Source organism: Methanobacterium congolense (genome assembly GCF_900095295.1).
Taxonomy (GTDB): domain Archaea; phylum Methanobacteriota; class Methanobacteria; order Methanobacteriales; family Methanobacteriaceae; genus Methanobacterium_C; species Methanobacterium_C congolense.
The window spans coordinates 1,211,814-1,236,146 of record NZ_LT607756.1 but is presented as its reverse complement, the minus strand read 5'-3'; the positions used below and the strand labels follow the sequence as shown (position 1 = coordinate 1,236,146).

General features: G+C 37.9%; 28 protein-coding genes. 18 read left to right on the top strand and 10 right to left on the bottom strand.

Annotated elements, in window-relative coordinates; genetic code table 11:
* Positions 1-434 precede the first annotated feature (434 nt).
* The 4 genes from MCBB_RS05865 to MCBB_RS05850 all read left to right on the top strand — a co-directional run bounded on the left by MCBB_RS05865 (position 435) and on the right by MCBB_RS05850 (position 3,653).
* Complete coding sequence (locus MCBB_RS05865) at positions 435-2,168, top strand: ABC transporter ATP-binding protein (protein WP_071906881.1); 1,734 nt, start codon at positions 435-437, stop codon at positions 2,166-2,168.
* A 1-nt stretch (position 2,169) separates the two neighbouring features.
* Positions 2,170-2,721, top strand: coding sequence for a flavin reductase family protein (locus MCBB_RS05860; RefSeq protein WP_071906880.1), 552 nt, complete (start codon positions 2,170-2,172; stop codon positions 2,719-2,721).
* A gap of 15 nt (positions 2,722-2,736) precedes the next feature.
* The gene (locus tag MCBB_RS05855) at positions 2,737-3,132 is read left to right on the top strand and encodes a universal stress protein (RefSeq protein WP_071906879.1); all 396 of its coding nucleotides are present in this window, start codon (positions 2,737-2,739) and stop codon (positions 3,130-3,132) included.
* A gap of 89 nt (positions 3,133-3,221) precedes the next feature.
* A complete protein-coding gene (locus MCBB_RS05850; protein WP_071906878.1) occupies positions 3,222-3,653 on the top strand; it encodes a pyrimidine dimer DNA glycosylase/endonuclease V in 432 nt (143 codons plus the stop codon).
* A gap of 125 nt (positions 3,654-3,778) precedes the next feature.
* Here the strand turns inward: MCBB_RS05850 and MCBB_RS05845 are convergent, their stop codons facing one another.
* A complete protein-coding gene (locus MCBB_RS05845; protein ID WP_071906877.1) occupies positions 3,779-4,105 on the bottom strand; it encodes a hypothetical protein in 327 nt (108 codons plus the stop codon).
* A 419-nt stretch (positions 4,106-4,524) separates the two neighbouring features.
* Between MCBB_RS05845 and MCBB_RS05840 the strand changes: the two genes are divergently transcribed.
* From MCBB_RS05840 to MCBB_RS05820, 5 genes are all read left to right on the top strand, one after another.
* Positions 4,525-4,686, top strand: a complete 162-nt coding sequence (locus MCBB_RS05840) for a rubredoxin (protein WP_071906876.1) — start codon at positions 4,525-4,527, stop codon at positions 4,684-4,686.
* Positions 4,687-4,852: 166 nt separating this feature from the next.
* Positions 4,853-5,014 (top strand): rubredoxin, encoded by a 162-nt coding sequence (gene rd, locus MCBB_RS05835; protein ID WP_071906875.1) that lies wholly within the window; start codon positions 4,853-4,855, stop codon positions 5,012-5,014.
* Positions 5,015-5,070: 56 nt separating this feature from the next.
* Positions 5,071-5,580: a ferritin gene (locus tag MCBB_RS05830; protein ID WP_071906874.1), complete on the top strand. Its 510-nt coding sequence runs from the start codon at positions 5,071-5,073 to the stop codon at positions 5,578-5,580.
* 358 nt (positions 5,581-5,938) lie between these two features.
* Positions 5,939-6,616, top strand: a complete 678-nt coding sequence (locus MCBB_RS05825; protein ID WP_071906873.1) for a peroxiredoxin — start codon at positions 5,939-5,941, stop codon at positions 6,614-6,616.
* Between the two features lie 142 nt (positions 6,617-6,758).
* Complete coding sequence (locus tag MCBB_RS05820) at positions 6,759-7,376, top strand: superoxide dismutase (protein WP_071906872.1); 618 nt, start codon at positions 6,759-6,761, stop codon at positions 7,374-7,376.
* A gap of 44 nt (positions 7,377-7,420) precedes the next feature.
* On the opposite strand, the gene MCBB_RS05815 is transcribed toward MCBB_RS05820, so the two are convergent.
* Complete coding sequence (locus MCBB_RS05815; protein ID WP_071906871.1) at positions 7,421-7,582, bottom strand: rubredoxin; 162 nt, start codon at positions 7,580-7,582, stop codon at positions 7,421-7,423.
* A gap of 278 nt (positions 7,583-7,860) precedes the next feature.
* Between MCBB_RS05815 and MCBB_RS05810 the strand changes: the two genes are divergently transcribed.
* Positions 7,861-9,159, top strand: a complete 1,299-nt coding sequence (locus MCBB_RS05810; protein WP_071906870.1) for a phenylacetate--CoA ligase family protein — start codon at positions 7,861-7,863, stop codon at positions 9,157-9,159.
* A 42-nt stretch (positions 9,160-9,201) separates the two neighbouring features.
* Positions 9,202-9,633, top strand: a complete 432-nt coding sequence (locus tag MCBB_RS05805) for an ACT domain-containing protein (RefSeq protein ID WP_071906869.1) — start codon at positions 9,202-9,204, stop codon at positions 9,631-9,633.
* A 103-nt stretch (positions 9,634-9,736) separates the two neighbouring features.
* On the opposite strand, the gene MCBB_RS12285 is transcribed toward MCBB_RS05805, so the two are convergent.
* The 5 genes from MCBB_RS12285 to proS form a co-directional block, all read right to left on the bottom strand.
* A complete protein-coding gene (locus tag MCBB_RS12285; RefSeq protein WP_071906868.1) occupies positions 9,737-10,399 on the bottom strand; it encodes a zinc-ribbon domain-containing protein in 663 nt (220 codons plus the stop codon).
* A gap of 132 nt (positions 10,400-10,531) precedes the next feature.
* Entirely contained in the window at positions 10,532-11,308 is a 777-nt protein-coding gene (thiD, locus tag MCBB_RS05795) for a bifunctional hydroxymethylpyrimidine kinase/phosphomethylpyrimidine kinase (protein ID WP_071906867.1), read from the bottom strand.
* A gap of 3 nt (positions 11,309-11,311) precedes the next feature.
* On the bottom strand, positions 11,312-11,998 hold the full coding sequence (gene cofC, locus MCBB_RS05790; protein ID WP_071906866.1) for a 2-phospho-L-lactate guanylyltransferase: 687 nt from the start codon (positions 11,996-11,998) through the stop codon (positions 11,312-11,314).
* A 92-nt stretch (positions 11,999-12,090) separates the two neighbouring features.
* A complete protein-coding gene (locus MCBB_RS05785) occupies positions 12,091-12,792 on the bottom strand; it encodes an ARPP-1 family domain-containing protein (RefSeq protein WP_071906865.1) in 702 nt (233 codons plus the stop codon).
* 112 nt (positions 12,793-12,904) lie between these two features.
* A complete protein-coding gene (proS, locus tag MCBB_RS05780; RefSeq protein WP_071906864.1) occupies positions 12,905-14,314 on the bottom strand; it encodes a proline--tRNA ligase in 1,410 nt (469 codons plus the stop codon).
* Between the two features lie 576 nt (positions 14,315-14,890).
* Here proS and MCBB_RS05775 point away from each other — a divergent pair.
* The 7 genes from MCBB_RS05775 to MCBB_RS12205 all read left to right on the top strand — a co-directional run bounded on the left by MCBB_RS05775 (position 14,891) and on the right by MCBB_RS12205 (position 21,145).
* Positions 14,891-15,934 carry an NAD(P)-dependent glycerol-1-phosphate dehydrogenase gene (locus MCBB_RS05775; protein WP_071908014.1) on the top strand — a complete coding sequence of 348 codons (1,044 nt, stop codon included), beginning with the start codon at positions 14,891-14,893 and terminating at the stop codon, positions 15,932-15,934.
* Between the two features lie 294 nt (positions 15,935-16,228).
* On the top strand, positions 16,229-16,660 hold the full coding sequence (locus tag MCBB_RS05770) for a UPF0179 family protein (protein WP_071906863.1): 432 nt from the start codon (positions 16,229-16,231) through the stop codon (positions 16,658-16,660).
* A gap of 128 nt (positions 16,661-16,788) precedes the next feature.
* Positions 16,789-17,463 (top strand): ribose-5-phosphate isomerase RpiA, encoded by a 675-nt coding sequence (gene rpiA / locus MCBB_RS05765; RefSeq protein ID WP_071906862.1) that lies wholly within the window; start codon positions 16,789-16,791, stop codon positions 17,461-17,463.
* Positions 17,464-17,705: 242 nt separating this feature from the next.
* Complete coding sequence (locus tag MCBB_RS05760; RefSeq protein WP_331709805.1) at positions 17,706-18,068, top strand: DUF488 domain-containing protein; 363 nt, start codon at positions 17,706-17,708, stop codon at positions 18,066-18,068.
* 150 nt (positions 18,069-18,218) lie between these two features.
* Positions 18,219-18,689, top strand: coding sequence for a flavodoxin family protein (locus tag MCBB_RS05755; protein ID WP_071906861.1), 471 nt, complete (start codon positions 18,219-18,221; stop codon positions 18,687-18,689).
* A gap of 226 nt (positions 18,690-18,915) precedes the next feature.
* Positions 18,916-19,734, top strand: a complete 819-nt coding sequence (locus MCBB_RS05750; RefSeq protein ID WP_231916424.1) for a prenyltransferase — start codon at positions 18,916-18,918, stop codon at positions 19,732-19,734.
* Positions 19,735-20,032: 298 nt separating this feature from the next.
* Positions 20,033-21,145 (top strand): chitobiase/beta-hexosaminidase C-terminal domain-containing protein, encoded by a 1,113-nt coding sequence (locus tag MCBB_RS12205; protein ID WP_071906859.1) that lies wholly within the window; start codon positions 20,033-20,035, stop codon positions 21,143-21,145.
* Positions 21,146-21,332: 187 nt separating this feature from the next.
* Here the strand turns inward: MCBB_RS12205 and MCBB_RS05740 are convergent, their stop codons facing one another.
* The 3 genes from MCBB_RS05740 to MCBB_RS05730 all read right to left on the bottom strand — a co-directional run bounded on the left by MCBB_RS05740 (position 21,333) and on the right by MCBB_RS05730 (position 24,264).
* The gene (locus MCBB_RS05740) at positions 21,333-22,517 is read right to left on the bottom strand and encodes an AAA family ATPase (RefSeq protein WP_071906858.1); all 1,185 of its coding nucleotides are present in this window, start codon (positions 22,515-22,517) and stop codon (positions 21,333-21,335) included.
* A 181-nt stretch (positions 22,518-22,698) separates the two neighbouring features.
* Positions 22,699-23,493 carry a metal ABC transporter permease gene (locus MCBB_RS05735; protein WP_071906857.1) on the bottom strand — a complete coding sequence of 265 codons (795 nt, stop codon included), beginning with the start codon at positions 23,491-23,493 and terminating at the stop codon, positions 22,699-22,701.
* Positions 23,494-24,264: a metal ABC transporter ATP-binding protein gene (locus MCBB_RS05730; RefSeq protein ID WP_071906856.1), complete on the bottom strand. Its 771-nt coding sequence runs from the start codon at positions 24,262-24,264 to the stop codon at positions 23,494-23,496.
* Between the last annotated feature and the right edge of the window lie 69 nt (positions 24,265-24,333).

Below are 24,333 nucleotides of genomic sequence, written 5' to 3'. Positions count from 1 at the left end.
TATTTTTCACCTTTTATTCTCTTGATTTATTAGTAACATACGTCAAACTCCCCTTAAATCTTCACTATTTCTTTTCATTTCTTTACAATAAGTTAACATTTCTTAAAGTGATGAGTTATGACTGGAAGAATAGTGTTGTTGAAACCCAATTTATTCATAAATCCTATCCTAAATAATGATTTGAATTTATTCCCTTAAAATAAACTTAATAAAGATAAATTAACTAATAATTAACGTATTTAAAAATTAAAAAGCATTTAGAATTTATAAACTTGATTGAACTTAATTTAGATTCCCATATCTTATTAAATTACCTTATATAAACCTAAGATTTCCATTCATTATAGAAAACTATTATAATGCAGAAAACAAAGTGATTATCTAATAAAAATGAAGCTTATATTTTACATTTCTAATATTAACGGTGATACTGGATGATAAGTGTTGAAAACATTTCTAAAACTTACAAAATGGAAGATGGCAGAGAAATCAAGGCCTTGGATGATATAAGCCTCAAAGTGGGAAATGGGGAGATACTGGGGATAATAGGAATGAGTGGTTCAGGAAAAAGCACCCTTCTGAGGATATTAAGGGGTGTGGAACCATTTGACAGCGGTGAAATAATTATGGATGATTTTAAGGTTGCACATGATTCAACATCCTACTACTCAAGGAAGCTCCGCCATGCAACTGCAATACACCTCCAGAGATCCTTTGGATTATGGTCTGAAACAGCCATTATGAATGTTATAAGGAAATTGTACGGTAAAAAATATGGTGATGAAGCCCTAGCTGATTATGAATATGCCTACGAAGAATTTGGTGAAGAAGCCATGGAGATCCTTAGGGTAGTTGGACTGGATCACAAGGCCAACCACTTTGCACCGGTTTTAAGCGGTGGTGAAAAACAACGCCTCATAATGGCAAGACAGTTAGCAAAAAAACCCAAGGTACTTCTCCTTGATGAACCTGCAACCATGTCCTGCCCGAAAACCAAGCAAGAAATACTTGATGCAATAAAAAATATCAACGAAAAAATGGGCGTTACAGTTATACTAGTTTCACACCTTCCAGAAGTTCACAAATACCTTTCGGATCGTCTTATACTCCTGGAAGATGGTAAAATTAAGGATGAAGGATCTCCCGATGAAATAATCAAGGAATTCGTTAGTGAAATGGACGCACCCGAACCTTCAAGGGACCTGAAAACCGTGGGAGAACCTGTTATTAAGGTTGAAGATCTTGAGAGAAGGTTCTTCCTTATAAAGGGAGGTAACGTCCTTGAAATTAAGGATATCAACTTTCAGGTGAGGGAAGGGGAAGTGGTATCACTCATAGGACCAAGTGGGGCTGGAAAAACTGTTTTGCTCAGGATGATTGCAGGTATTGATGTACCAGATGCAGGAGAAGTTTTCTTCAAACTCAACGGTGATTGGATAAACATGCATGAACCTGGTGTTAAAAGAATGGGAATAAGACGTAAAATGGGATTCATGCATCAGGAATTTTCCCTAACACACTACGCAAGTATCAGGAGTCAGATAGCCTCAAGACTTGGTATAAAAGGGGAGAACGTTGTTGGAGAAGCTAAGAAAAAGGCAGAAGAACTTGAAATAAACGACAAGGTTCTTGATATACTGTACCAGTTAACGGATCTTCCAGAGCACGAGGCCAAGTTCAGACTTGAAAAGATAGGTCTGTCTCCAGAGATACTTGAAGACCTGTTCCCAAGGTTTCCAGACAGTGAAGTTAAAAAATATGCAAAACCAGTGTTTGAAGCCCTTGATCTGCCCCTTGAAATTCTCGACAGAAAATCCTACGAACTATCAGGTGGCCAGAAGGTCAGAGCAACCCTTGCTTTGATTTTAGCATCAAAACCTGAGGTTTTAATCCTTGATGAACCCTTCGGAGACCTTGATCCAGTAACCCTCAGAACAGTTTCAAACTCACTTAAAAGAATAAACAAAGAATTCAACACCACCATACTCATGGTGAGCCACCATGTGGACTTCATTGAAGAGGTCACAACACGAGCCATCATGATGGAGGACGGAAACCTCATTATGGATGGTGATCCTCATGAATTATGTGATGAATTTGTTGTTAGATGCAAGGCAGATTACCTTAAGAATTTTGATGAACTGAAAAAACAGATGGCAGGTGTTTAATATGGAATTTAATGATCTGGAAACTGAAAAGGCCTACAGGGTACTGGCACCAAGACCAACCATAATCGTGACAACAGCCAACAGCAAAGGGGAAACTAATGCCGCACCCTTTTCCTTCACAATGCCGGTTTCAGTTAACCCTCCACTTGTTGCATTCGCATCGGTACCAAGCCACCACACCTACAAGAACATAGAGGAAACAGGAGAATTCGTTGTGAACATTCCAAACGAGGCAATCCTTGAAAAACTATGGATAACCGGTGAAAAATTCCCATACGGTGTTAGTGAAATAGAAGAATCAGGTTTAACCCAAATGGAATCCCTGAAGGTTTCAGCTCCAAAAATAGCAGAGTGCATAGCTCACATGGAGTGCAAGGTCCACTGGATCAAGGACTCAGGGGACCATAAACTAATTGTTGGTGAAATCATCCATGCAGATGCAGCTTCAGATGCCCTGAAGGAAGAACTGCTTGATGTTGAAAGGATGAAACCTGTGATGCACCTGGGTGGTGTTAACTTCGTTGTGGGAGATCATATAAGAAGGGTTGAATAAGAGAGGTGGTTTTTGATGTTTAAAAACATAATGGTTCCAACTGATGGTTCAAAATTTGCAGACAAAGCAGCAGATATTGCAATAGAAATGGCAAAAAAATTCAGTGCAAGGGTCACAGCAGTTCACGTGATCGATGATAAACTCATATACCCCTTTGAAGTCCTGGAAGAGGAAGGAAAAACTGTGTTAAATCAGGTACAGGAAAAGGGAAGGGATAATGGTGTTCAGGTTGATGAAATACTTATAGTTGGAAGTCCAACACGTGACATGGAGAAGATCGTTGAAAAGGCAGATGCAGACATAATCGTCATTGGTACCCATGGAAAAACCGGACTTGAAAAACTTTTAATGGGCAGTGTTGCAGAGAACACTCTGAAAACCGTTAAAGTACCAGTTTTAATCGTGAAATAGATGGATAATCTTAAATTTCCAATTTTCTTTTGTTGATCTCTTTTATTTTTTTGCATTATTAAATTAAGTTGTTCTGGGGAATGGTTTTCATGAGGTTGTGGAGTTTACACCCAAAGTACATGGATTCCAAGGGAATTGTGGCCCTTTGGAGGGAAGGATTACTTGCAAGAGCAGTTCTCATGGGTAAAACAAAGGGTTACAGGAACCATCCTCAACTTCAAAGGTTTAAAAGTCAGGATGAACCTTTAAAAGCAATAGATACCTACCTCTATCAGGTTTACTTAGAATCCCAGAGAAGGGGTTACAGCTTCAAAAGGGAGAAAATAGGGGATGAATTTATTCAGTATCAGATTCCTGTAAGCTCTGGACAGATGGAATACGAGTTCAAGCATCTGAAAAAGAAATTGAAACTGAGAAATATCTCAATGTACAGAAAACTCCGAGAACTTGATGAAATTCTTCCAAATCCTGTTTTTAGAATTTTTAATGGCGAAATTGAAGATTGGGAAGTTGTTGGATGATCATCCAACTTGTGAAACTCATGGGATGAATCACTGAAACTAGAAATACTAACGTAAAAATAGGTATAGGCATCCACAGTATGGGCGAACCAACCGTGGGAGGATAGGCTTGTTGAAAATAATTTTTATGCAACGATGTATCGTTTTCTGGTTAGGTTGGTCAGTGAATTTATGAGCTTGATGAGGTTTATTGCCACATCAAAATCCCTCTTAGTGTTCACTGTATATTTAGCTTTAGTTTCATCTGTTACTTCATAATGGATTGTTTGATGTTCATTTGGTTTCTGAACTGCTTCTATAAGTTCCATTATTCCAATAGTTTCATTGTCTTCTTCAATGAAGATATCATCATTATTAATTTTTACATCAGGGTATTTTACTTGGATTTTAGTGTACAACTCTGTTTTAAACTCGTTATCTATTGATGTGAAGGTAATATGGGAAACTTTCAACACCTCCTTGGAGAATCACTGAAATGGCCTACCTTTGATCTTTTGTAGGAATCACAAGAATAAAAAAAAAAGATGAAACCTTTGTGAAAGATACCACAATCCCTTTAAATCAATTATAAAAAAAATTTTTTACAGTATCACATCTTTTTATAGTTAAGGTTTTCCCTGAGTTTATATTCTCATTTGATTGTTGAACTATTCTTTTATTCTTCTTTTTTTCTATTGCTATGACATTAGTTTTTTAAGGATTCTTTCGATCACACCTAACCTCAATCCCCCCTCAAATTGTTCATTTGGCTATTAAAATATCTGAGGTTTAATGGAAACGAAAAGATTATTATGGTAAATAGGCCAATAGTTATTAAAAATAAGAACTTCCTTAAACCTTTTTAAAATTGAAAACTTGAGGAGTGGTTTAAATGAAAAGGTACAAATGTAAAGCCTGTGGCTATATCTATGACCCTGAAGTAGGTGAACCAAGAACTAATACCCCACCAGGAACACCATTTGAAGACCTGCCAAACAACTGGCACTGCCCAAAGTGTGGAGCGGGAATCAACAGGTTCGTACCAATAAACTGAGTTCATATCTTAAAAAGTTAGAAAAAACATGTTTATTTAATTGAGAACATGGCAAACAAATAAAAAAAAGCTTTTAAGTAGGATGTGACAATAGAATTAAACGATTTTTTTAACATTTGAATTCGTAGCTTGGAAAAAAGAATGCTTTGAAAAAGGAGGATGTTAAATGAAAAAATACATATGCACAGCCTGTGGATACGTCTACGACCCTGAAGAGGGAGACCCAAACGCAGATATTGAACCAGGAACAGCCTTTGAAGATCTTCCAGATGACTGGGTCTGTCCCCTCTGTGGAGTTGGCAAGGAAATGTTCAATGAACTAGAATAATAATCTTATTTTTCTTTTTAAAAAATTCAATCCATTCATATAAAGGAGGTCTTCTAATGGAAGAAAAAATGCAGGATGCCCTGAACAGCCAGTTAAATGCAGAACTTTACTCTTCATATCTGTACCTGTCTATGGCAGCATATTTTGAATCTAAGGACATGGCAGGTTTTGCAAACTGGATGAGGGTTCAGGCACAGGAGGAACTTGCACATGCAATGAAGTTCTACGACTACATCGCTCAAAGGGGAGGAAAAATCACACTCACACAGATAAATACACCTCCAACAGAGTGGGAATCAGATCTAGCAGTTTTTGAACATGTTTATGAGCATGAAAAGATGGTGACGGGCCTCATAAACAAACTCGTGGATCTTGCACTTTCCCTATCAGATCATGCAACCAACAACTTCCTTCAGTGGTTCGTGGCTGAACAGGTTGAGGAAGAAGAATCTGCAAGTGGAGTGCTTCGAAAACTCAAATTGATGGAAGATGCTCCAGGTGGAATATTTATGCTCGATTCTGAACTTGCAAAAAGGGTTTACAATCCTCCAGCAAAATCAGAATAGGACTGAGATGCAGATTTAATCCAGAACTCCATATTTTTTTAATTTTTTATAGTATCCACCCCTTTTTTAGTTTTTCAGTAATTTTCAGGGTACTTATTTTTTTAGAGATTCGATATCTTTAATATTCAAATTTCAAAAGGAAACCTCATACGCTCCTTGAAAAAAACAAAAAAATGTTTTTTTATTAATGTGTATTAATTAATGAACTTTTATTTTAACATGAAAGCTTATTTTTAAGGCTTGATATAAATTTTAAGGATTATACGATCTTTTCAGATTAAAACTGAAATAAATAATAAATATAATTAATAAAGATAAGTATCTTAATATTAAATATAAAGATTTTGGGGGGTTAAAAATGGGGGAAAAAGTGTACGAATTAAGGCGTATAAAAAAGGAAGGTAAAGGAATGCCATTGATAGGTGATGAATTTCCAAAAATGGAGGTTAAAACAACCCAAGGCATGATGAAGTTGCCCAAGGCATTTAGGGGGAAATGGTTTGTTCTCTTCAGTCACCCTGCAGATTTCACTCCAGTCTGCACAACTGAATTCGTTGCATTTCAGAAGAGATACGACAAGTTCAGAGAACTCAACTGTGAGCTCATAGGACTCAGTGTTGACCAGGTTTTCTCACACCTCAAATGGATAGAATGGATGGAAGAAAATGTTGACACAAAAATAGAATTTCCAGTAATCGCAGACACTGGAGAAGTTGCAAATACCTTAGGTCTTATACATCCAGCCAAGGCAACCAACACAGTCAGAGCAGTGTTCATAGTGGATCCTGAGGGAATCATAAGGGCCATACTTTACTATCCACAGGAACTCGGGCGTAACATGGATGAAATACTCAGAATGGTGGAAGGACTTCACAAGGTTGATCATGAGGGAGTTGCAGTTCCTGCAAACTGGCCTGAAAATGAGTTGATAGGTAAGGGAACAATAATTCCACCTCCAGCAGATATTGAAACAGCAAGAACACGTAAAGATGAGTACAAATGTTATGACTGGTGGTTATGTTACAAAGATGAATGAATGGGCGATAGTTGAGGTTATTAAGGTTTTATTAGACTATTGAACGGCACTATTAGGATATCATTTAGGATAATCCTTAATTCTTTTTTAAAAAGAAAAATCAATTGAAATATAAGTTCTTTATTCAAAGGAGGAAAACAGTATGGAAAAAAATTTTTATGAACTACCTGAACTTCCCTATGGATACAAAGACCTTGAACCCTATATTTCTGAGGAACAGCTGAAAATACACCATAAAAAGCATCATCAAGCCTATGTGGACGGTGCCAATGCTCTGCTCAAGAAGTTCGATGCCAGAGCTGAGGAAGAGGAATTCGATCTCAAGGCGGTTTCCAAGGAACTGTCATTCCATGTTGGAGGTTTCATACTCCACAAGCTCTTCTGGGCCAACATGGGGCCATCTGATAAGTGCGGTGGAGAACCAACTGGACTTATAGCAGATTACATAGAAAAGGACTTTGGAAGCTTTGAAAGATTCAAAAAAGAATTCAGTCAGACAGCAGTCAGCACTGAAGGTTCAGGATGGGCTGCACTAACCCTCTGCAGGGGCACAGACAGGATATTCATAATGCAGATAGAGAAGCACAACGTCAACACCGTTCCAGGATTCAGGTTGATGATGGTTCTGGATGTCTGGGAGCATGCTTACTACCTTGAATACCAGAACAGAAGACCAGACTACGTTGAAGCATTCTGGAACCTTGTGAACTGGGACGAAGTCAACAGACGAATCAAGGTCTGGCTGGATTCACCCCTTTAAAACTAGTCTACTGCTTTATTCTTGGAATTTTTCCCTTTTTTAGATCAACCCAGAGCATAAAAGCGTATTTTACCGGCTCCACACTTGGGGCAGTGCCAATCATCTGATAAATCTTCAAAGGCGGTTCCAGGAGGCGTATTTGTTCTGGGCTCACCTACTTCAGGGTCGTAGATGTAACCACAAATCTTACATTTGTACTTTTTCATTTGATTCCTCCATTTAATGAGATGAAAATTATGTTTTGAACATATCTTTTTTATAATGATGGAACACAATGAAATTTTAATTCTTAATCAACTTATGAATGATGCTTCGAGTAATTATATGAACTTTTTAATTATTAGAATTAATGTTGAAGAAGTATTATTGATAAATTCAATTTCAGCGTAAGGTATAAGTTAAGTTTTTATAAACCTAATTAATGGATAAAAATTTAATTTCATTGATACTTTTTGAAGAATTTAATTGAAAGCAGGAGATAGACATGATCTGGAATAGTGAAGCAGAATGTATGTCTGCAGAGGATACAAGAGAACTGCAGCTCAAACGATTACAGGACGTTGTGAAGAGAGCTTATGAAAACGTTCCTTACTACCAAAAAAGGTTTGCTGAGTTCAACGTGGGCCCAGAGGATATTGAAACACTGGAGGACATTGAAAAACTTCCATTCACAACAAAAACGGATTTGAGGGATGCATATCCCTTTGGGATGTTTGCAGTTCCTCAGGATGAAATAGTTGAGGTCCATACAACCTCCGGAACCACAGGAAAACCAACTGTATCTGGATACACAAGAAAAGACCTGGATATTTGGGGAGAAGTCATGGCAAGGGCCCTGACAATGACAGGTGCCAAAAAAAGTGACAGAGTCCAGAACAGCTATGGATACGGACTTTTCACAGGGGGTATGGGAGCTCACTATGGTGGACAGAAGATAGGAGCCACAGTCATACCAATATCCGCTGGAAACACCCGAAGACAGCTTGAAATAATGCAAGACTTTGAAACAACAATTTTAACATGCACTCCATCATACGCACTCTACCTTGCAGAGGTTGCAGAAAACGAGGGTATAGATACTGAAAAACTCAAACTCAGGGCTGGCTGCTTTGGAGCAGAGATGTGGACAGAAGAAATGCGGAAAGAAATTGAAAAAAGACTTCACATACGCGCCCAGAACGTTTACGGATTAACCGAGATCATGGGGCCTGGTGTTGCAATGGAATGTGAAGTTCAAAACGGACTCCACATCTTCGAGGATCATTTCTACCCTGAAGTTGTGAATCCGGATACTTTGAAACCTGTTCCTGATGGTGAAAAGGGTGAACTCGTCCTAACAACTCTTACAAGGGAAGGAATGCCAGTTATAAGGTTCCGTACCAGGGACATAACAGCACTTAGAAGGGGAAAATGTGCATGTGGAAGGTCACAGGTAAAGATGGACAGAATAACAGGCCGTTCAGATGATATGCTTAAGGTCAGAGGAGTTATAGTGTTCCCATACCAGATCGAGAAGGCTCTACTGAAAATCGAGGGACTGGAACCACACTACCAGATCATAGTCACAAGGCCAGGACACTTGGATGAACTTGAGGTACAGGTTGAAGCGTCACCAGCCCTATTCTCTGATGAAGTCAAACATATAGAAGAGGTTAAACGAAACATTGAATCTATAGTACACAGTGAAATTGGTTTAAGGGTTAATGTAAACCTTGTTGAGCCAAGAACACTCCCTAGAAGTGAAGGAAAAGCTGTAAGGGTCATAGATAAACGTAAATTTTAATTCAATTAATTCATAATTAGTGAAAGGATAGAGGCGATTGAAATGAAATTAAAACAAATATCAGTATTTCTGGAGAACCGGAAAGGAAGGTTGCAGAAAGCATTGAACATAATTTCAAGTGCAAAAATCAATATAAGGGCTCTTTCAATAGCAGACACGTCTGAATTTGGTATCCTAAGGATGATAGTTCCTGAACCAGATAAAGCCCAGAAGATACTTGAAGACAATGATTTCGTTGTTAAGGTGAACGATGTCATAGCAGTGGGTGTTCCAGACAAACCAGGTGGCCTTGACGGTATTCTTGAAGTCCTAAACAGGGCAGATGTGAATGTTGAGTACCTTTACGCATTCGTTGAGAAAAAATGTGAAAATGCCATTGTTGTCATCAGAACAGAGGACATAGATGCAGGTGTAAAGGTACTTAAAGAAGGTGGAGTGGCAATGCTCTCACCAGAAGAAGTTTACACTATTTAACTTCTTTTATCTAAATTATTTAACTATAAACTCTTTTTTTTATTTTAATTGAAAAGAATTTGAGGATCTAAAAAAATAATATTAAAAAAAGGTTGATCTGTTTTTAGATCATCTCAAGGTACTTCCTTTTAATTTCATCAAACTCTTCCTGGGTTATGGCACCAATATCCAGAAGTTCCTTGGCCTTTTTTATCTTTTCAACTGGATCAACTTCAACTTGTTCCGTTGGGAGTTTTTCAGGTTTTCCGGGTTTTAAAGCCTCACTGGAGGGAGTTTCAACTGATAACTCCTCACTGACCTCACCTGATACTTCAAGGGTTTCTTCAGAATCTTTCACAGTTTCCTCAGTTTCATCCTGATCATCAATTTTCTCAAGAAGTGATCCTTCCCTTTTGCTTGATTCTATCTCTTCAGGTTCAGAAGGTGTCACTGTCATTTCTTCAACTTCAGAGGGGACAGGCTCTACAGTCTCTTTTACAGATTCTGGTTCGAATTTTTTGCCACAGACAACACAGAATTTGGCTGTTTTAAGATTTTTAGAGCTACATGATGGACATAACTTAAAGTCAGAATTTATCATTTTTATTTGGGGGTTTTCCCTTGGAGGGGTGACAATTTCATTTAAGGGCTTTCCACATCCCACACAGAACTTGGCACCTTCAGGGTTTTTTGTCTGACATGAACTACACATTTTAAACGTTTCTTCAACTGGCTTTCCATGTCGTCTTGCCTCTAACCTTTGTTTTATCTCTTCATTTGATACCATAAAAATCACCTAACCCTTGAATAATAACGATCCGATAATTACAACTTTTTTATTTTCAACTAAATTCTATCAATAATTGTTATGTTAATTATTATATTAATTTCTTTTTAAAAGTCTTTGATTGAAATAACATTAGATTGAATCAAGCGGATCATCAAATTTCCACATCTGATTGAGGGTACCTCGCGTTCCATACTTTATACTTTCCTTTACAAAGTTTCCAGCGAACTTTATGGATGATTCAATATCACAACCCTTTGAAAGCATTGCTGTAACTGCAGAGGAATATGTGCAGCCACTGCCATGTGTGTTGTTACTCTCCATGAGTTCTCCCTCAAAAACATGGATGGAACCATTGTAAAATATGTCTGAACCCTTAAGATGCCCCCCGGTTACAACCACGTCACAGTGTTTACCTATCTCAAGAGCAGCTTCTATGGCATCTCCTTCATTTTCTATCTTTATACCTGAAAGTGTCTCTGCCTCATGGATGTTTGGTGTTGTGAGCACTGAGAGGGGTAACAGATATTTTTTAATGGATTCTGCAAGTCCTTTTTTGGATAAAAATCCTCCAGAACCTGCAACCATAACTGGGTCAACAACGAGCTTCAATTCGTGTTCCTCAACCCTGGATGCAACGGCTTTAACTATCTCTTGAGAGTAAAGCATTCCTGTCTTGGCGTACTTTATATCCTCAGATTGTAGAACCGTGTCCATCTGTTTTTCAATGAAGCCAACATCAACTGGAAGTACTCCTGTAACTTCGTGGATGTTCTGTGCAGTAAGGGATGTTACAACTGCTGTACCATAAACTCCCAGACTTTCAAAGGTTTTAACATCATTCAGGACTCCCGCTCCTCCAGAAGGATCGAAGCCTGCTATTGTCATGGCAATGGTTCTTTTATCCATTATTCAAGCTCCTCTTTTAACATGAAGTCTTTCAGAGCCATGATTGGATTTCACGCAGAGCCCCAGGTTTTTCAAGAATTTTTTGGCCTCGGTTCCAGAGCCATGTATCATGATCTCCCCAAGGTCCTCTGCTGTGTTAACATCGAGGGACATGTAAAAGGAGTCGTAGATTCCATAGGACATTCCATGGGATTTAGCCTCGTTTATGTGTTCAAAGAAGCTGCACTCCCCAAATTTCATCTGAAATTCTTTTGATGGACAGAGAAGGGCGTTGGTTCCCCCACCCTTTGCAGGTGCTATCACCATGTCGAAGGTTTCACCCATCTTGAGAAGGGCCTGCACATGTCCTGGTTTTATGAGGGGAACATCCGATGGCACAACGATGACGTTACTGCAGTGGCTGCTGCACCATGCCATGGCCTGCATTAGGGCACCGTTCAAATCCGTTGCACCCTCTTCCTCAAGGGAAACAACCCCCATGTCTTTTACGAAGTTCAAAACATCCACATCTGAACTTATAACAACAACTTCTCTAACAACATCCTTTAAAACCGTGATAACATCCTTTAACATGGATTTTAAAAGGTTTTCACGTTCTAATTCTGTTAAAGTAGGTGATAGACGTGTTTTTGCATCTAAGAATTTGGAAACTGGTATTATTGCAAAGGTTTTGCTTTTATCGATCTTCATATTAAATAACCCTTGGTTTTTTATTTTAAGTTTTTTTAGTCTTGGATTTGAGGTGGGATTGTATCATGGAATTAAATATGGGGGTTAGTTCTTTAAATTCCAGTTAAACCATTCACCCAGTCACTGAAGTTGTTCCACATATCTGAAAGATCTGAGGAAGAGTTTGTTGTGGTCTGGTTTAGAGATGCTATTTTGTCTTCGGTCACACCGAACTCTGCCATGACCTCGGATTTAGCTGTATTAGCATCTTTTTTAAGTTTTGAGAATTGTATGTTCTGTTTGTTTGCAAGTGCCACTGGTTCTCCTGTGTAAATATTCAGATCTCCACCTGCAAATATGGTCCATATCTTGAGTTGAGCATCTGTAGCATTTTGAACATCGGAGGGATTTGAGTTAGCAACGATCTCTTTAACAGCATCTGAAGCATTTCCTGCACTTTCAAGTTTGGTTCCTGCGTATGCTCTTTGTCCTGGTTCAAAGCAGTAAGCTGTGATATTCGCAGTGGACTGAGGAGTTATTTCTTTATTTTCTGCAGTTACAAGATCCTGTGAATCATTACTTTTCAACAGTTCTCCTTTTTCAACGTTCACAGTGTCATTACCATTGTTTTTTACTGTAACCACATGTGGAACTGTTCCTGCATAAGTGCTCTGGGTTATTAACACATTTCCCTGACTGTATGCTTGATCCAGACTTATACCTTCTATTTTGTCTGTTCCAGAGTAGCTCATCACCCCGAAAACTGCTGCAAATATAAAGATCATTGATACAAGAAGAATTACCCTGAAATTCATGATTTACCCCCAGTTCAACATTTTTACATATTCTCCTTAGACGAAGGCGTTATTCAAGGATTTATAAAAATCCAATGAATTCATATCCTTCAATTATAATATTTAAAAAGTTTTAATAGGTTTTTGCCATGAGAGCGACGTGTTTTGCAGGTTTACCACAGTTCATGCACACCTTACCATCTTCAGATTCGCTTTGAATACCCAGCACGTCAACACCTGCTGTTTCCTCAAGGTCCTTACCACAGGATTCATCCCCACACCAGTCAAAGGAAATGATTCCACCAAGTTCATCCATGGTCTTTTTAACTTCTTCAATGCTTTCAACAGTTCTTATCTCATCTTCAAAGGATTTCCAGGCTTTTTTGTTCATGTCAATATTTATCTTTTCCATCAAAGAGGTTATATCCTCTATAAAAGTTTCTGGATTGAAGTCCATGAACTCCTTTTCACCGTTATCACGTCTAACAGTTACAACCTTCTTGTTTGCAATGTCCCTTGGACCAACCTCTAACCTGAGGGGCACCCCCCTCATCTCCCATTCGTAGTACTTCTTACCTGCCCTTATGTCCCTGTCATCGAAGTGAACCCTGAATCCTTCACCTTTGAGTTTTTCCTCAAGTTTTCTGCAGAAATCAAGAACTTCCTCTCCACCCTTCTTGAATATGATTGGCACTATGACCATCTGGTAGGGTGCAACCGCTGGTGAAAGGCACAATCCTGCCTCATCCCCATGTATACCTATGATAGATGCTATGACCCTGTCTGAAAGTCCGTAGCATGTCTGATAAGCGTATTCATGTTCCCCTTCAAGGGCCTCATAGGTTATGTTGAAGGTTTTTGCAAAGGTCTGGCCCAGGTTGTGCACAGTTGCAATCTGGAGGGTTTTACCATCTGGAAGCAGGGTGTCAAAGGCCATGGTGTAATCTGCACCAGGGAACTTGTCCCACTCTGGTCTTTTGCTTATGGTGTATGGAATTCCAAGTTCATGGAAGAAGGTTTCGTAGATCTCAATGGCCCTTTTAACCTGCATATCTGCCTCTTCCCGGGTTGCATGTACTGTGTGAGCTTCCGTGAATGTTGTGATCTCCCTGACCCTGATTAAAGGCCTGGTGTGTTTGGTTTCGTAACGGAAGGTGTTCACAACCTGATAAAACTTCATTGGAAGGTCTGTGTGTGAGCGCACCCACAATGAGAACATTGGGTACATTGCTGTTTCACTGGTGGGTCGGAGTGCAAATTTTTTGTTGAGTTCAGTGAGTCCACCATGTGTAACCCAGTAAACCTCACTTTCAAAACCTTTAACATGTATTGCTTCCTTTGCAAGTTCGTCTTCAGGTATTAAAAGTGGGAAGAGCACTTCCTCGTGATCCTCATCCAGTATCTCCTTAAGAATGTTGAGGGTGTGTTTTCTTATTTTAAAACCCTGGGGAAGCCATACATGCATTCCCTTTATTGGATATCTTGTATCAATTATCTCTGCTTCTTCGAGGATGTTGTGAAACCATTCGCTGAATTCTGTCATTTATTCACCATGTTCTTTATTGGGTTGCATCTTTTCATAGTTTTCATGAGGATTTAATCCACTTCTGGATTTATTCCACTCATCTGCAATCCGTTATAAATATGTAAATTAGAATTTAGATAAACCCTTTAAAACGTTGATTTTCAGAATTTTCATATGAAAATACTGTTTAGAACTATTTTTAGGATTTCTTTATATTTCATTCTTCATTTATTATACATTTGAATTTTTAGTATTTATCTTTTGAATGTTCTACACTTATAAACCTTGAAATTATTTTTAATGTAGTTATTATAGAAAGTATCTACAGAGATAACAAATAACTGATTTAACACGTAACTGAAAAAAATGAAATCCCTAAAAATGAACTTGAAAAAAACTTGAAATAAAATAAATCAAAAATTATTTTTATACTTGTGTTAAAAGATAACCTAAGGATAAAAGAAGTTTTAAAACTTATTTCTACTATTATTAAACTCTGAATAGAAATATACCAAGGACTAAACGGGATTTTTATAACGAAAAACAATGGGAGTTATGATTAAATTCATTGTTTTTCAAGAAAGGGATGATAAAATGGACTTTAGAAAGATTCAGCTTCCAAGGGAAATTCACACAGGTGCTGGAGTTATAACGGAAACAGGCGCTATATGCAAGGATCTGAAGGTTGAAGGAAAAGCACTGATTGTAACAGGACCCAGAACCATAAAAATTGCAGGGGAAAAGGCAATTGAAAGCCTTCAAAGTGAAGGTTATGATGTGGAATGTGTTACCATTGACAAAGCATCCAAGAACTCTGTTTTGGAGGTTCAGGATGCTTTGGATGATGTTTCAATAGTTCTGGGTGTTGGGGGAGGCAAGGTTATAGACACTGCAAAACTCGCATCCACAAGGGCAGAGATGCACTTCATAAGTGTGCCAACTGCAGCTTCTCACGATGGAATAGCATCACCACGGGCTTCAATAAAAAATGAGGGAGGAAGTGTGTCTCTTAAAGCAAAACCTCCAATAGGAGTCATTGCAGATACAAAGATAATAAGCCAGGCCCCTTTCAGGCTCCTTGCAGCAGGATGTGGGGACATAATATCAAACCACACCTCAATACTGGACTGGAAACTCGCACACAGACTTCTCAATGAATATTTCAGTGACTCTGCAGCAGCACTGTCCCTTATGACCTCAGAAATGACCATAAAATCTGCAGATGCCATTAAAGAAGGCCTTACAGAAAGTGCAGGCCTTGTTGTGAAGGCATTGATAAGCAGTGGTATTGCAATAAGCATAGCAGGTACAAGCAGACCTGCAAGTGGTTCGGAACATAAATTCAGCCATGCACTGGACATAGTTGCACCCAAACCTGCGCTCCACGGTGAGCAGTGCGGTGTTGGAACCATAATGATGATGTACCTCCACGGTGGTGACTGGAAATTCATAAGGGATACTCTAAAAACCATAAAAGCACCAACAACTGCAAAAGAACTTGGAATAGAACCAGAGTATATTATTGAAGCTCTTACAAAGGCACATACAATTCGAAAAGAGAGATACACAATTCTTGGTGATCGTGGCCTTACAAGGGAATCTGCAGAAGCACTTGCAACTACAACCGGGGTTATTTAATAAAATCTAATAAATCTACCCTATTTTTTTTAAAATGAAATAGGAATCACATTAATTTATAGGTATAGTAAATATTTTGGTTACTATTGAATCGAATGATCTTTTATTTTAAAAATTATTATTTCCAGTTTTAAACCCATTCCAATGGTATTTTATGCTTTTTGATATGGGGATTAATTAAAGCAGATTTATATAATCTTATGGATATAGTAACTTCAGTGTGATATAACTCACTTTAATACATCATAATATTCAACAAATTAATAGGAATAATTTTCCAGGAACGATGGTAACATGATAACACTCATTGGAAAAAATCTTGCAAATAAAGGACTCAAATTCATGCATTACGGAGCTTCTTCTCAATGTGAAAGGTGCAGATTCAAAGGCACATGTATAGACTCACTTGAAAGCGGGCGAATGTACATAATAAAGGATGTTAAGGATGCAGAACAACCCTGCTTTGTACATGAAGGCGGGAAAGTGAAGGTTGTGGATGTTGAAAGGGCCTACATAAAAACAGCAGTGGATTCCAAAAAAGCCTTTGAAGGATCTAAACTCGTTTTCAACCCTCCAGAATGTGATGAAGAATGTTCCATGAGGGACCTGTGCTTTCCAGAGGGGCTCTACAGGGAAGACAAATGCAAGATAGTCAAAAAAGTTGGCAAGATAAAGGATAAATGTGCAAAGGGCTACGATCTCACAACCGTACTCCTGAAGTACTGAAAATAGATGTTTAATTACGGATGTTTAAATTATTTAAAGAGTACTGCACGATCATAATAAAATAATGAACTGATATTCAACAAAATATAAAATAAGAAAATTAATTATAATTTAAAGAGGAATTATTCATGGAACTTAAAAAACAGGTTGGATACGAGGCTGCAAAGCTGGTTAAAGATGGGGACATAGTTGGACTTGGAACTGGATCCACAACCCTCCACTTCATTGAAAGGCTTGGAGAAAGGGTTAAAGAAGAAGAACTTGATATAATGGGGGTTCCAACATCCTACCAATCCTTTTTCCTTGCAAGGGACCTTGGAATCAAAATAACAACCCTTGAAGAAAACGACGTTGACTTAGCAGTGGACGGTGCAGATGAAGTTGATCCCGACCTCAACCTGATAAAGGGAGGCGGTGCAGCCCACACCCTTGAGAAGATAGTTGATTCTTCAGCAGCAAGGTTCGTTGTTGTGGTTGATGACTCCAAACTCGTTGACAAACTTGGAAAAATGCCAATACCCCTTGAAGTCATGCCTGCAGCTTACAGAGTTGTTTCAAACCGCCTGCGGGATATGGGAGGTGTACCCTCAATCAGAATGGCTGAGAGAAAGGACGGCCCTGTTATAACCGACAACAACAATTTCCTCCTTGAGGTGGCCTTCAAGGAAATACCCGACCCTAAATTCCTTGAAAAAGAACTTAACTCCATTCCAGGTGTTATTGAGAATGGAATCTTCTCAGGATACGTTGATGAGGTACTTGTAGGTACACAGGAAGGGGTTAAGGTTTTGAAGAAGGATTAAAACAAAAGATCGAACCTTTAATTTCTTTAATTTCAGATTATTTTTACACAAATTTTTCTTTTACAACTTCTTTTATGATAATTAATTTGAATAAACCAGTTTTATACAAATTAAGACGAATTAACTTTAAAAACAGTTTTTGAATGGATTTTCATTGAATTAATCATGTTGCGTAAAAATTATAAAGAACTGTACTTTTATTTACTTTATCTAAAAATTGAAATATTACTCAAGACATAATAATGAGTATGATCACCATCAAAAGGGTTTACTCGGATCCAGAAGATGCTGACGGTTTCAGAGTTTTAGTGGACAGAATATGGCCCAGAGGCATGTCAAAAGAGAATGCAAAGTTGGATTTATGGATGAAGGATGTAGCACCCAGTAATGAACTGAGAAAATGGTTTTCCCATGACCCTGATAAATGGGATGAGTTCAAGACAAGATATCTGAAGGAACTTGAGGATAAAAAAGAGCTCATTACTCATTTAAAGAGTCTAGAATATACTAACAAGACTCTAACTCTGATTTACTCTGCTCGGGATGAAAAACACAACAACGCAGTGGTTTTAAGGGAGTTACTTAATAAAACCCTGGGTGATTGAATTAAGTGTTTCCAGAATTCAGGGATAAAGATAAAACCTTAAATTTTGTTTCATTGTATCTTGGTCGTCATGCAGTTACAATGAAAAACCAGTAAGCCTAATTAGTGAGAGTTATGATTTTCTTTAAGGGTAGATTTAGGGAGTGAAATGATGAAAACCATTATCATCTATAAATCCTACCACCATATGAACACTGAGAAGGTGGCTAGGGCAATGGCAGAAACCATGAATGCAACACTTGTAAGAGTTGAAGATGTTAAACCCGGTGAGTTGGAAGGCTATGAACTTGTTGGTTTTGGTTCTGGTATCTACGGAGGCAAAACCCACAGGGACATCTTAAAACTTGTGGATGAAATAGATCCCATGGACAAAAAGGTGTTCATTTTTTCAACCTCAGGTATACACGGAGAAAACTATCATGACCTTCTCATAGAGAAGTTGAAGTTCAAGGGTGCTGAGATCATGGGAGAGTTCAACTGTCCTGGTGAAGTACGCCCACTTGGACTAAATCTGGACTTGAAAGGTCCATTAGGATGGTTTATGGGGAAAAATAAGGGACATCCCAATGAAATGGACCTGAACAATGCCAGAATCTTTGCAGAGAGTATTATTAAATCATGACTTTATGAATGAACGTTATAAAAAAAATGATCCATGGGGTCATGATTCTAATCAGAAAAAGAAACTTAATCCCATTGAACCGATTTTAAGGTTAAAGTTTTAAGGTTTAAAACATTTTAAAATGGATAATGGTAGGATGAATACCCTTTTAAACATCATAAAATTGGGACGTCCTCAATTTTTAGTTGGAGGATTTCTACTTTTTTGCAACGGAGTGTTATTATCCTTGTTATTCAACGCAGAGTTCCTTCTAAGTAAATTTATACTAGGATACCCCATTTTATTTCTGGCTCATCTGTCTGTTCACTACAGCAATGATTATTTTGATTTTGAGGCCGATGCATTCGGTGATCCAACTGCAATCTCAGGTGGTAGTGGAATTCTGGTTCTAAATCCTGAATTAAGAACCTTCTCAAAATGGTTTTCTCTTTTGCTTATGATGATGTCCCTGATCTTTGCTGCAGCCTTCACCATTGTCTTCTCGTACACAGTATGGTTCTTTTTATTTGTACTCTTTGGAAACCTTTTAGCATGGTTCTACTCTGCTCCTCCGGTTAAATTGGTTTACAGAAGATTGGGAGAAATTTCAACGGCATTGACAGGCTTCATACTGCCTGGAATGGGTTACTTCACATTCAAGGGCACACTTGATCTTCCATTTCTCATTTTTGCACTCCCATTGGTGTTTTTACAGCTATTCTTCATCAGCAGCGTTGAAATGCCTGATATGGAATCTGATAGATTAGGTGGAAAAAAAACGCTGGTGGTTTCAAGGGGCCGTGAATTTGGTTTCAAGTTGATTTTACTTTCAGCAATACTTGTTACCCTTTCATTTCTTCTTATTTCATTTACAGGTCTTTACCCTTCAACTATGGATTTTCGAGTGCTCACCCTTATTTCATTGATTCCAATGGCCTTGGGGGTGGTTGAAGTGGTGAAAAAACCACTGGATATGAAATCTGCAACGAAATTTTCCAGTTTAAATGTTGCCTCCCTGTTTTTGGTGGCTATTTTAATGGATATATACTTCTACCTCCTCATTTAGATCCATTTTTTCTGAACTGTTTAGAGTAATACTTCATTTGAAATATGAATTTCAATTTTTTCATTTAAAACATTATTTTTGTCCAATTTTTCACCTTTTTTTATAAAAAATTTTATAATTACATTTTTTATCTGTAGGTACAAAAAAATAGGCAGCAGAATAAAATAATATGGTCCATAATTACGGGTTAATAATTAATATTATATACTATGAGTGTTCTTAAATTATTATTAAAACTAAAGAGGAGGGATAATCAATCAAAGGAAGATCGTGTTTTATAATTGTAATGTTAATTAGTATGGTACTTCTTTTAAGCGTCAGCAGTGCATCTGCAACCAATGTTACAAGCAGTGTTGGTGTTGCTCAGAACATTGGCAGTACGACTAGCGGTTACGTTGAGAAAACATATTATGGTAATCAGAGTTCCAAACAGACTGTTGTAATTATAGTGGGTGTGCATCCACAGGAAAACGGAATGCACAAAGCTGTTTCAAAGGCACTTGCAGATAAATCAGCCAACCTCAATAAGAGATACGTTCTCTACAAGGTCACTGTAACCAAAGATACCAGTGATTATAAAAAGAGCAGGATGAATGGCCAGCTACTGGCTCAGAAGTTCATTGTTCCAGATGTATCAAGTGAAAATCTAATGCTCGTTGTGGATATCCATGAAAATCATTATAAATCCAGTGGATATGCTTACTGCAGGTTTCTGTACTTGATATCCTCTGATGCTAAAACCAAAACCTACGCCAATGAGATAATCAGTACCATGCCATTTTTAAGAACTTACACTCCACCAAACCACACAAGTCCACAGTACGTCACAGAACCCATTGCAAACAAGGGCATATCAACCATGATCTACGAAACATACAACAGTGACACAGCAGCCAAAAAAGCATCAGATGCAAATGCTTTCATCAACGCCTTAGACAATCAGGTTGGAAACAGTATAACCGCAAGTCCTGCCGGTGGAAAGTACTACGCTCCACAGAATGTGAGTTTATCTTCAAATGCCTATTCAAAGATCTACTACACACTTGATGGAACGAATCCAACAACCAGCAGCACACTTTACACAGAACCAATCAGTATAAACAGTTCAAAAACCCTGAAGTACATTGGAGTTACTGAATCTGGAAGGGTGTCACAGGTATCAACATCCACATACCAGATATATGTTTTAACCCAATACCAGTACACAGCACATGTTCTTGTTAAGACAGTTAGCTACGTTGGATGGAAGAAGGTGGCCTACAAGAAAAAGGTTAAGGTAAGGTACAAAGTCGGTAAAAAATGGAAGTACAAGTACAAATACGTAACCAAGTACAAGTGGAAAAAGGGAAAGATCTCCTATGGAGTCTACCAGAACCAGGAAAAAACCGGCACACACTGGGTATTAACCTGAACCTCAAAGGTAAATCCATTTCCTATTTTTTACATTTTTTTAATTTGAATAGATAGGTGGAATTTTCATTAGTTTTTAAGGTTTAAAGTATCTTTTTTTAAGTTATGAGTAATTTACAAAAAAGCAATTAAATGAATTACAATCCACTAATTAACCTTAATTTCATTTAAATATTAAATTAAATATTTTAAGATGGGTAGAATCCATCTTCCTTTTTTTTATACCTAAGCCAGGCTGCTAACATGTGATCATCCACCATGTAGATCTTATGTGAATGTGACAGTATACCTTTATTTTTAAGTTTTCTTAGATTGTTTGTGAGTGTTCTATCTGAAAAATCAACGTTCTTCAATAATTCACTCCATTTAAGAGGTCCATTATCAATAATAGTGTTTATTATACATTTTTCATGTTTAGAAAGTGATGCCCACATGGTTATCCATTTGACTGCAACTTGTTCAAGCTTTTGATAAAATTCTTTGATAACTTCATTTTCGTCGTAGGTTACATCTGCTGACATGATGTTGCAGAAACTGTTGATATAAGCAGGATATCCTCTTGTACACTTATAAAACCTTTCTAAACCACTATTTGTAAATTTAATTTCAGGTACTTTCTCTTTCAGATAACCTTCAGTTTCTTTTCGTGTAAATGGATCAACATTGAACTGTATCATTCTATTTCCAAATGCTCCATTTATCCCATTAATCTTTTCCACGACTTCACTGGTTGTAGATGTGGATCTCGTGAAGATATAACTCACATTGTCCTGTTTTTGTGTAAAACTTCTAAATAGCCAGAAAAATGGTTCAGGGGATTCTAATTCACCTATAAACTGAAATTCATCGACCACTATAACGAAACCTTTAACTTCACCTTCTGAAGAATCTACTATCTTTTGAGGGTATTCCATTACAAATTTGCTCAGTTTTTCATAATTATCACTGATATCTGGAATTGAAATTCCAAGAATACTTCCTGCCTCTCTAAAATCGTAGTCACTATTCATTATATTCCATAGAAGTTTTTTAACACTTTTATATGTCCTTTGTAATTTATTTTCATCTTTAATTGCATTGTTCATTTCTTCAAGAAGCGTACGCATTATCAGTTCTTCTGTTAAATTACCCTTTTGAATTCCATATAACGTGGATATATCTAAATAAGCGGTTAAAATATTGTCTGGAAGTTCTTGGATTAATTTTTTTAAAAGAAACGACTTACCCACACCTCTGTATCCTGTAACTAATATTTGATTAGCTACATCATGATTTAAGGTGTCTATTAATGAATTTAGACTGATTAATTCTTTTTTACGGTTATAGAAGTATTGATCTATATCTGAGGGAACTCCTAAGGGCAGACTTGGCATGACATTCACCTTATTTATTTACTGTACTTTATTCTGTTCCTGCATAGTATATAACCTTACTTATTTACGGTACAATACTTTTGTAAGGTTCATTATTCTAACTGAATATATTACTGTACAGTATATTATTACTGTTATTAGTTGGACCTTAAAAAAGTACTTTGATTGAATTTTTTTGAATTCAATCATTCAGAAGGGATGCTATAACAAATGCCACAGCCAGAACAATAACGATTGTGGCACCTGAAGCCAGGTTGAAAACGTAGGATAACCAGAGACCTGCTACAGTCAGTAACATGCCTGTTGCCACTGATAGGGTCATTAACTTGTTTAGGTTAGTGGTGAACTGCTTGCTTATGGCTGCAGGAAGTGTTAAAAGGGCTATCACAAGGATCACACCAACAACCTTAATGAGAACAACCACACTCAAGGCCACGAGGCATAGAAGCAGAAGGTTAACACCCCTTGAATGCATTCCAACAACCCCTGCAAATTCCTCATCGAAGGACACTGCAAGAAGCTCCCTTCGGAAAAGAAAAACCGTAGTGATTATGATGATGTCCAGAATGAACATTATAATGAGATCGGAAGTTGGAACTGTGAGTATGCTTCCAAAGAGGTAGCTGAAAAGATCAGGAGCATATCCTGGTGTTAAGTTAATGAATATAATACCGATGGCCATTCCCAGGCTCCAGAATATTCCAATGGCAGTGTCCTCACTCACGTTCACCTTCTCACTCAACATCCCCATGCCCATGGCAGAAAGCATGCTGAAGGGTATCGCTGCAAGCACTGGATTAACACCAAGGAAGTATCCAAGACCTATTCCTCCAAAGGCTGCATGGGATATTCCCCCGCTTATGAAAACTATACGTTTTATCACGATGTAGCTACCCACGATTCCACAGGCAACACTCACAAGCAACGCTGCAATAACTGCATTCTGCATGAAAGTGTATGAGAGAAATTCCAGCATCTACAACTCCTCCTGATCTTCATGGGGGTGTTTTTCAAGCACCCTGTGGGGAATTCCATGGGATATCAATTCCAGGGGACATTTGTAGATCTCTTCAAGTCCCTCTGCTGATTCCTCCACTGGACCGTGGTAGAAGAGTTTCTTGTTTAAACAGGCTATCTTGTTAACCTGAGTTGAAACTGCACCAACATCGTGGCTTACAAGTATTATAGTCATCCTTTCCTTGAGCCTTGAAAGGAGTTTGTAGAATGAGTGCTGCATCTCAGGGTCTATACTTGCCATTGGCTCATCCAGAAGGAGTATGCGGGGATTCCTAACAAGGGCCCTTGCTATGAAAACCCTCTGCATCTGCCCACCCGAAAGCCTGCTTATCTGTCTGTCCCTGTACTTCAACATATCAACCTCTTCAAGGACATCTTCAACGGCTTTTTTATCTTCAGCTGTGTAACCCTTAAAAAGGCCTCTGTAACGGCCTGTGAGTACGGTTTCAAAGACATTTATAGGAAAGTCATGGTCAAAAAGAACCTGCTGGGGAAGGTAGCCCATGTAACTTCGTGCCTTTTCAGGGGGCTTTCCAAATATTTCAACCTTTCCAGAATCAGGCTTCAGAATACCCAGAATTAACTTGAGAAGTGTACTTTTTCCACCACCATTTGGACCTATAATTGCCACATAATCCCTGTCCTCAATTGATAGGTTTATATCTTCAAGCACAGCCCTTCCATTAACACTGTAACCTAGATTTTGGACTTCAAGAATCTTTTCTGCCATTTTCATCCCTTGAATGATTAATTTTGCCCTTCGTTTTTTTATTATTTTATGAATAAAATTATGTTTTTA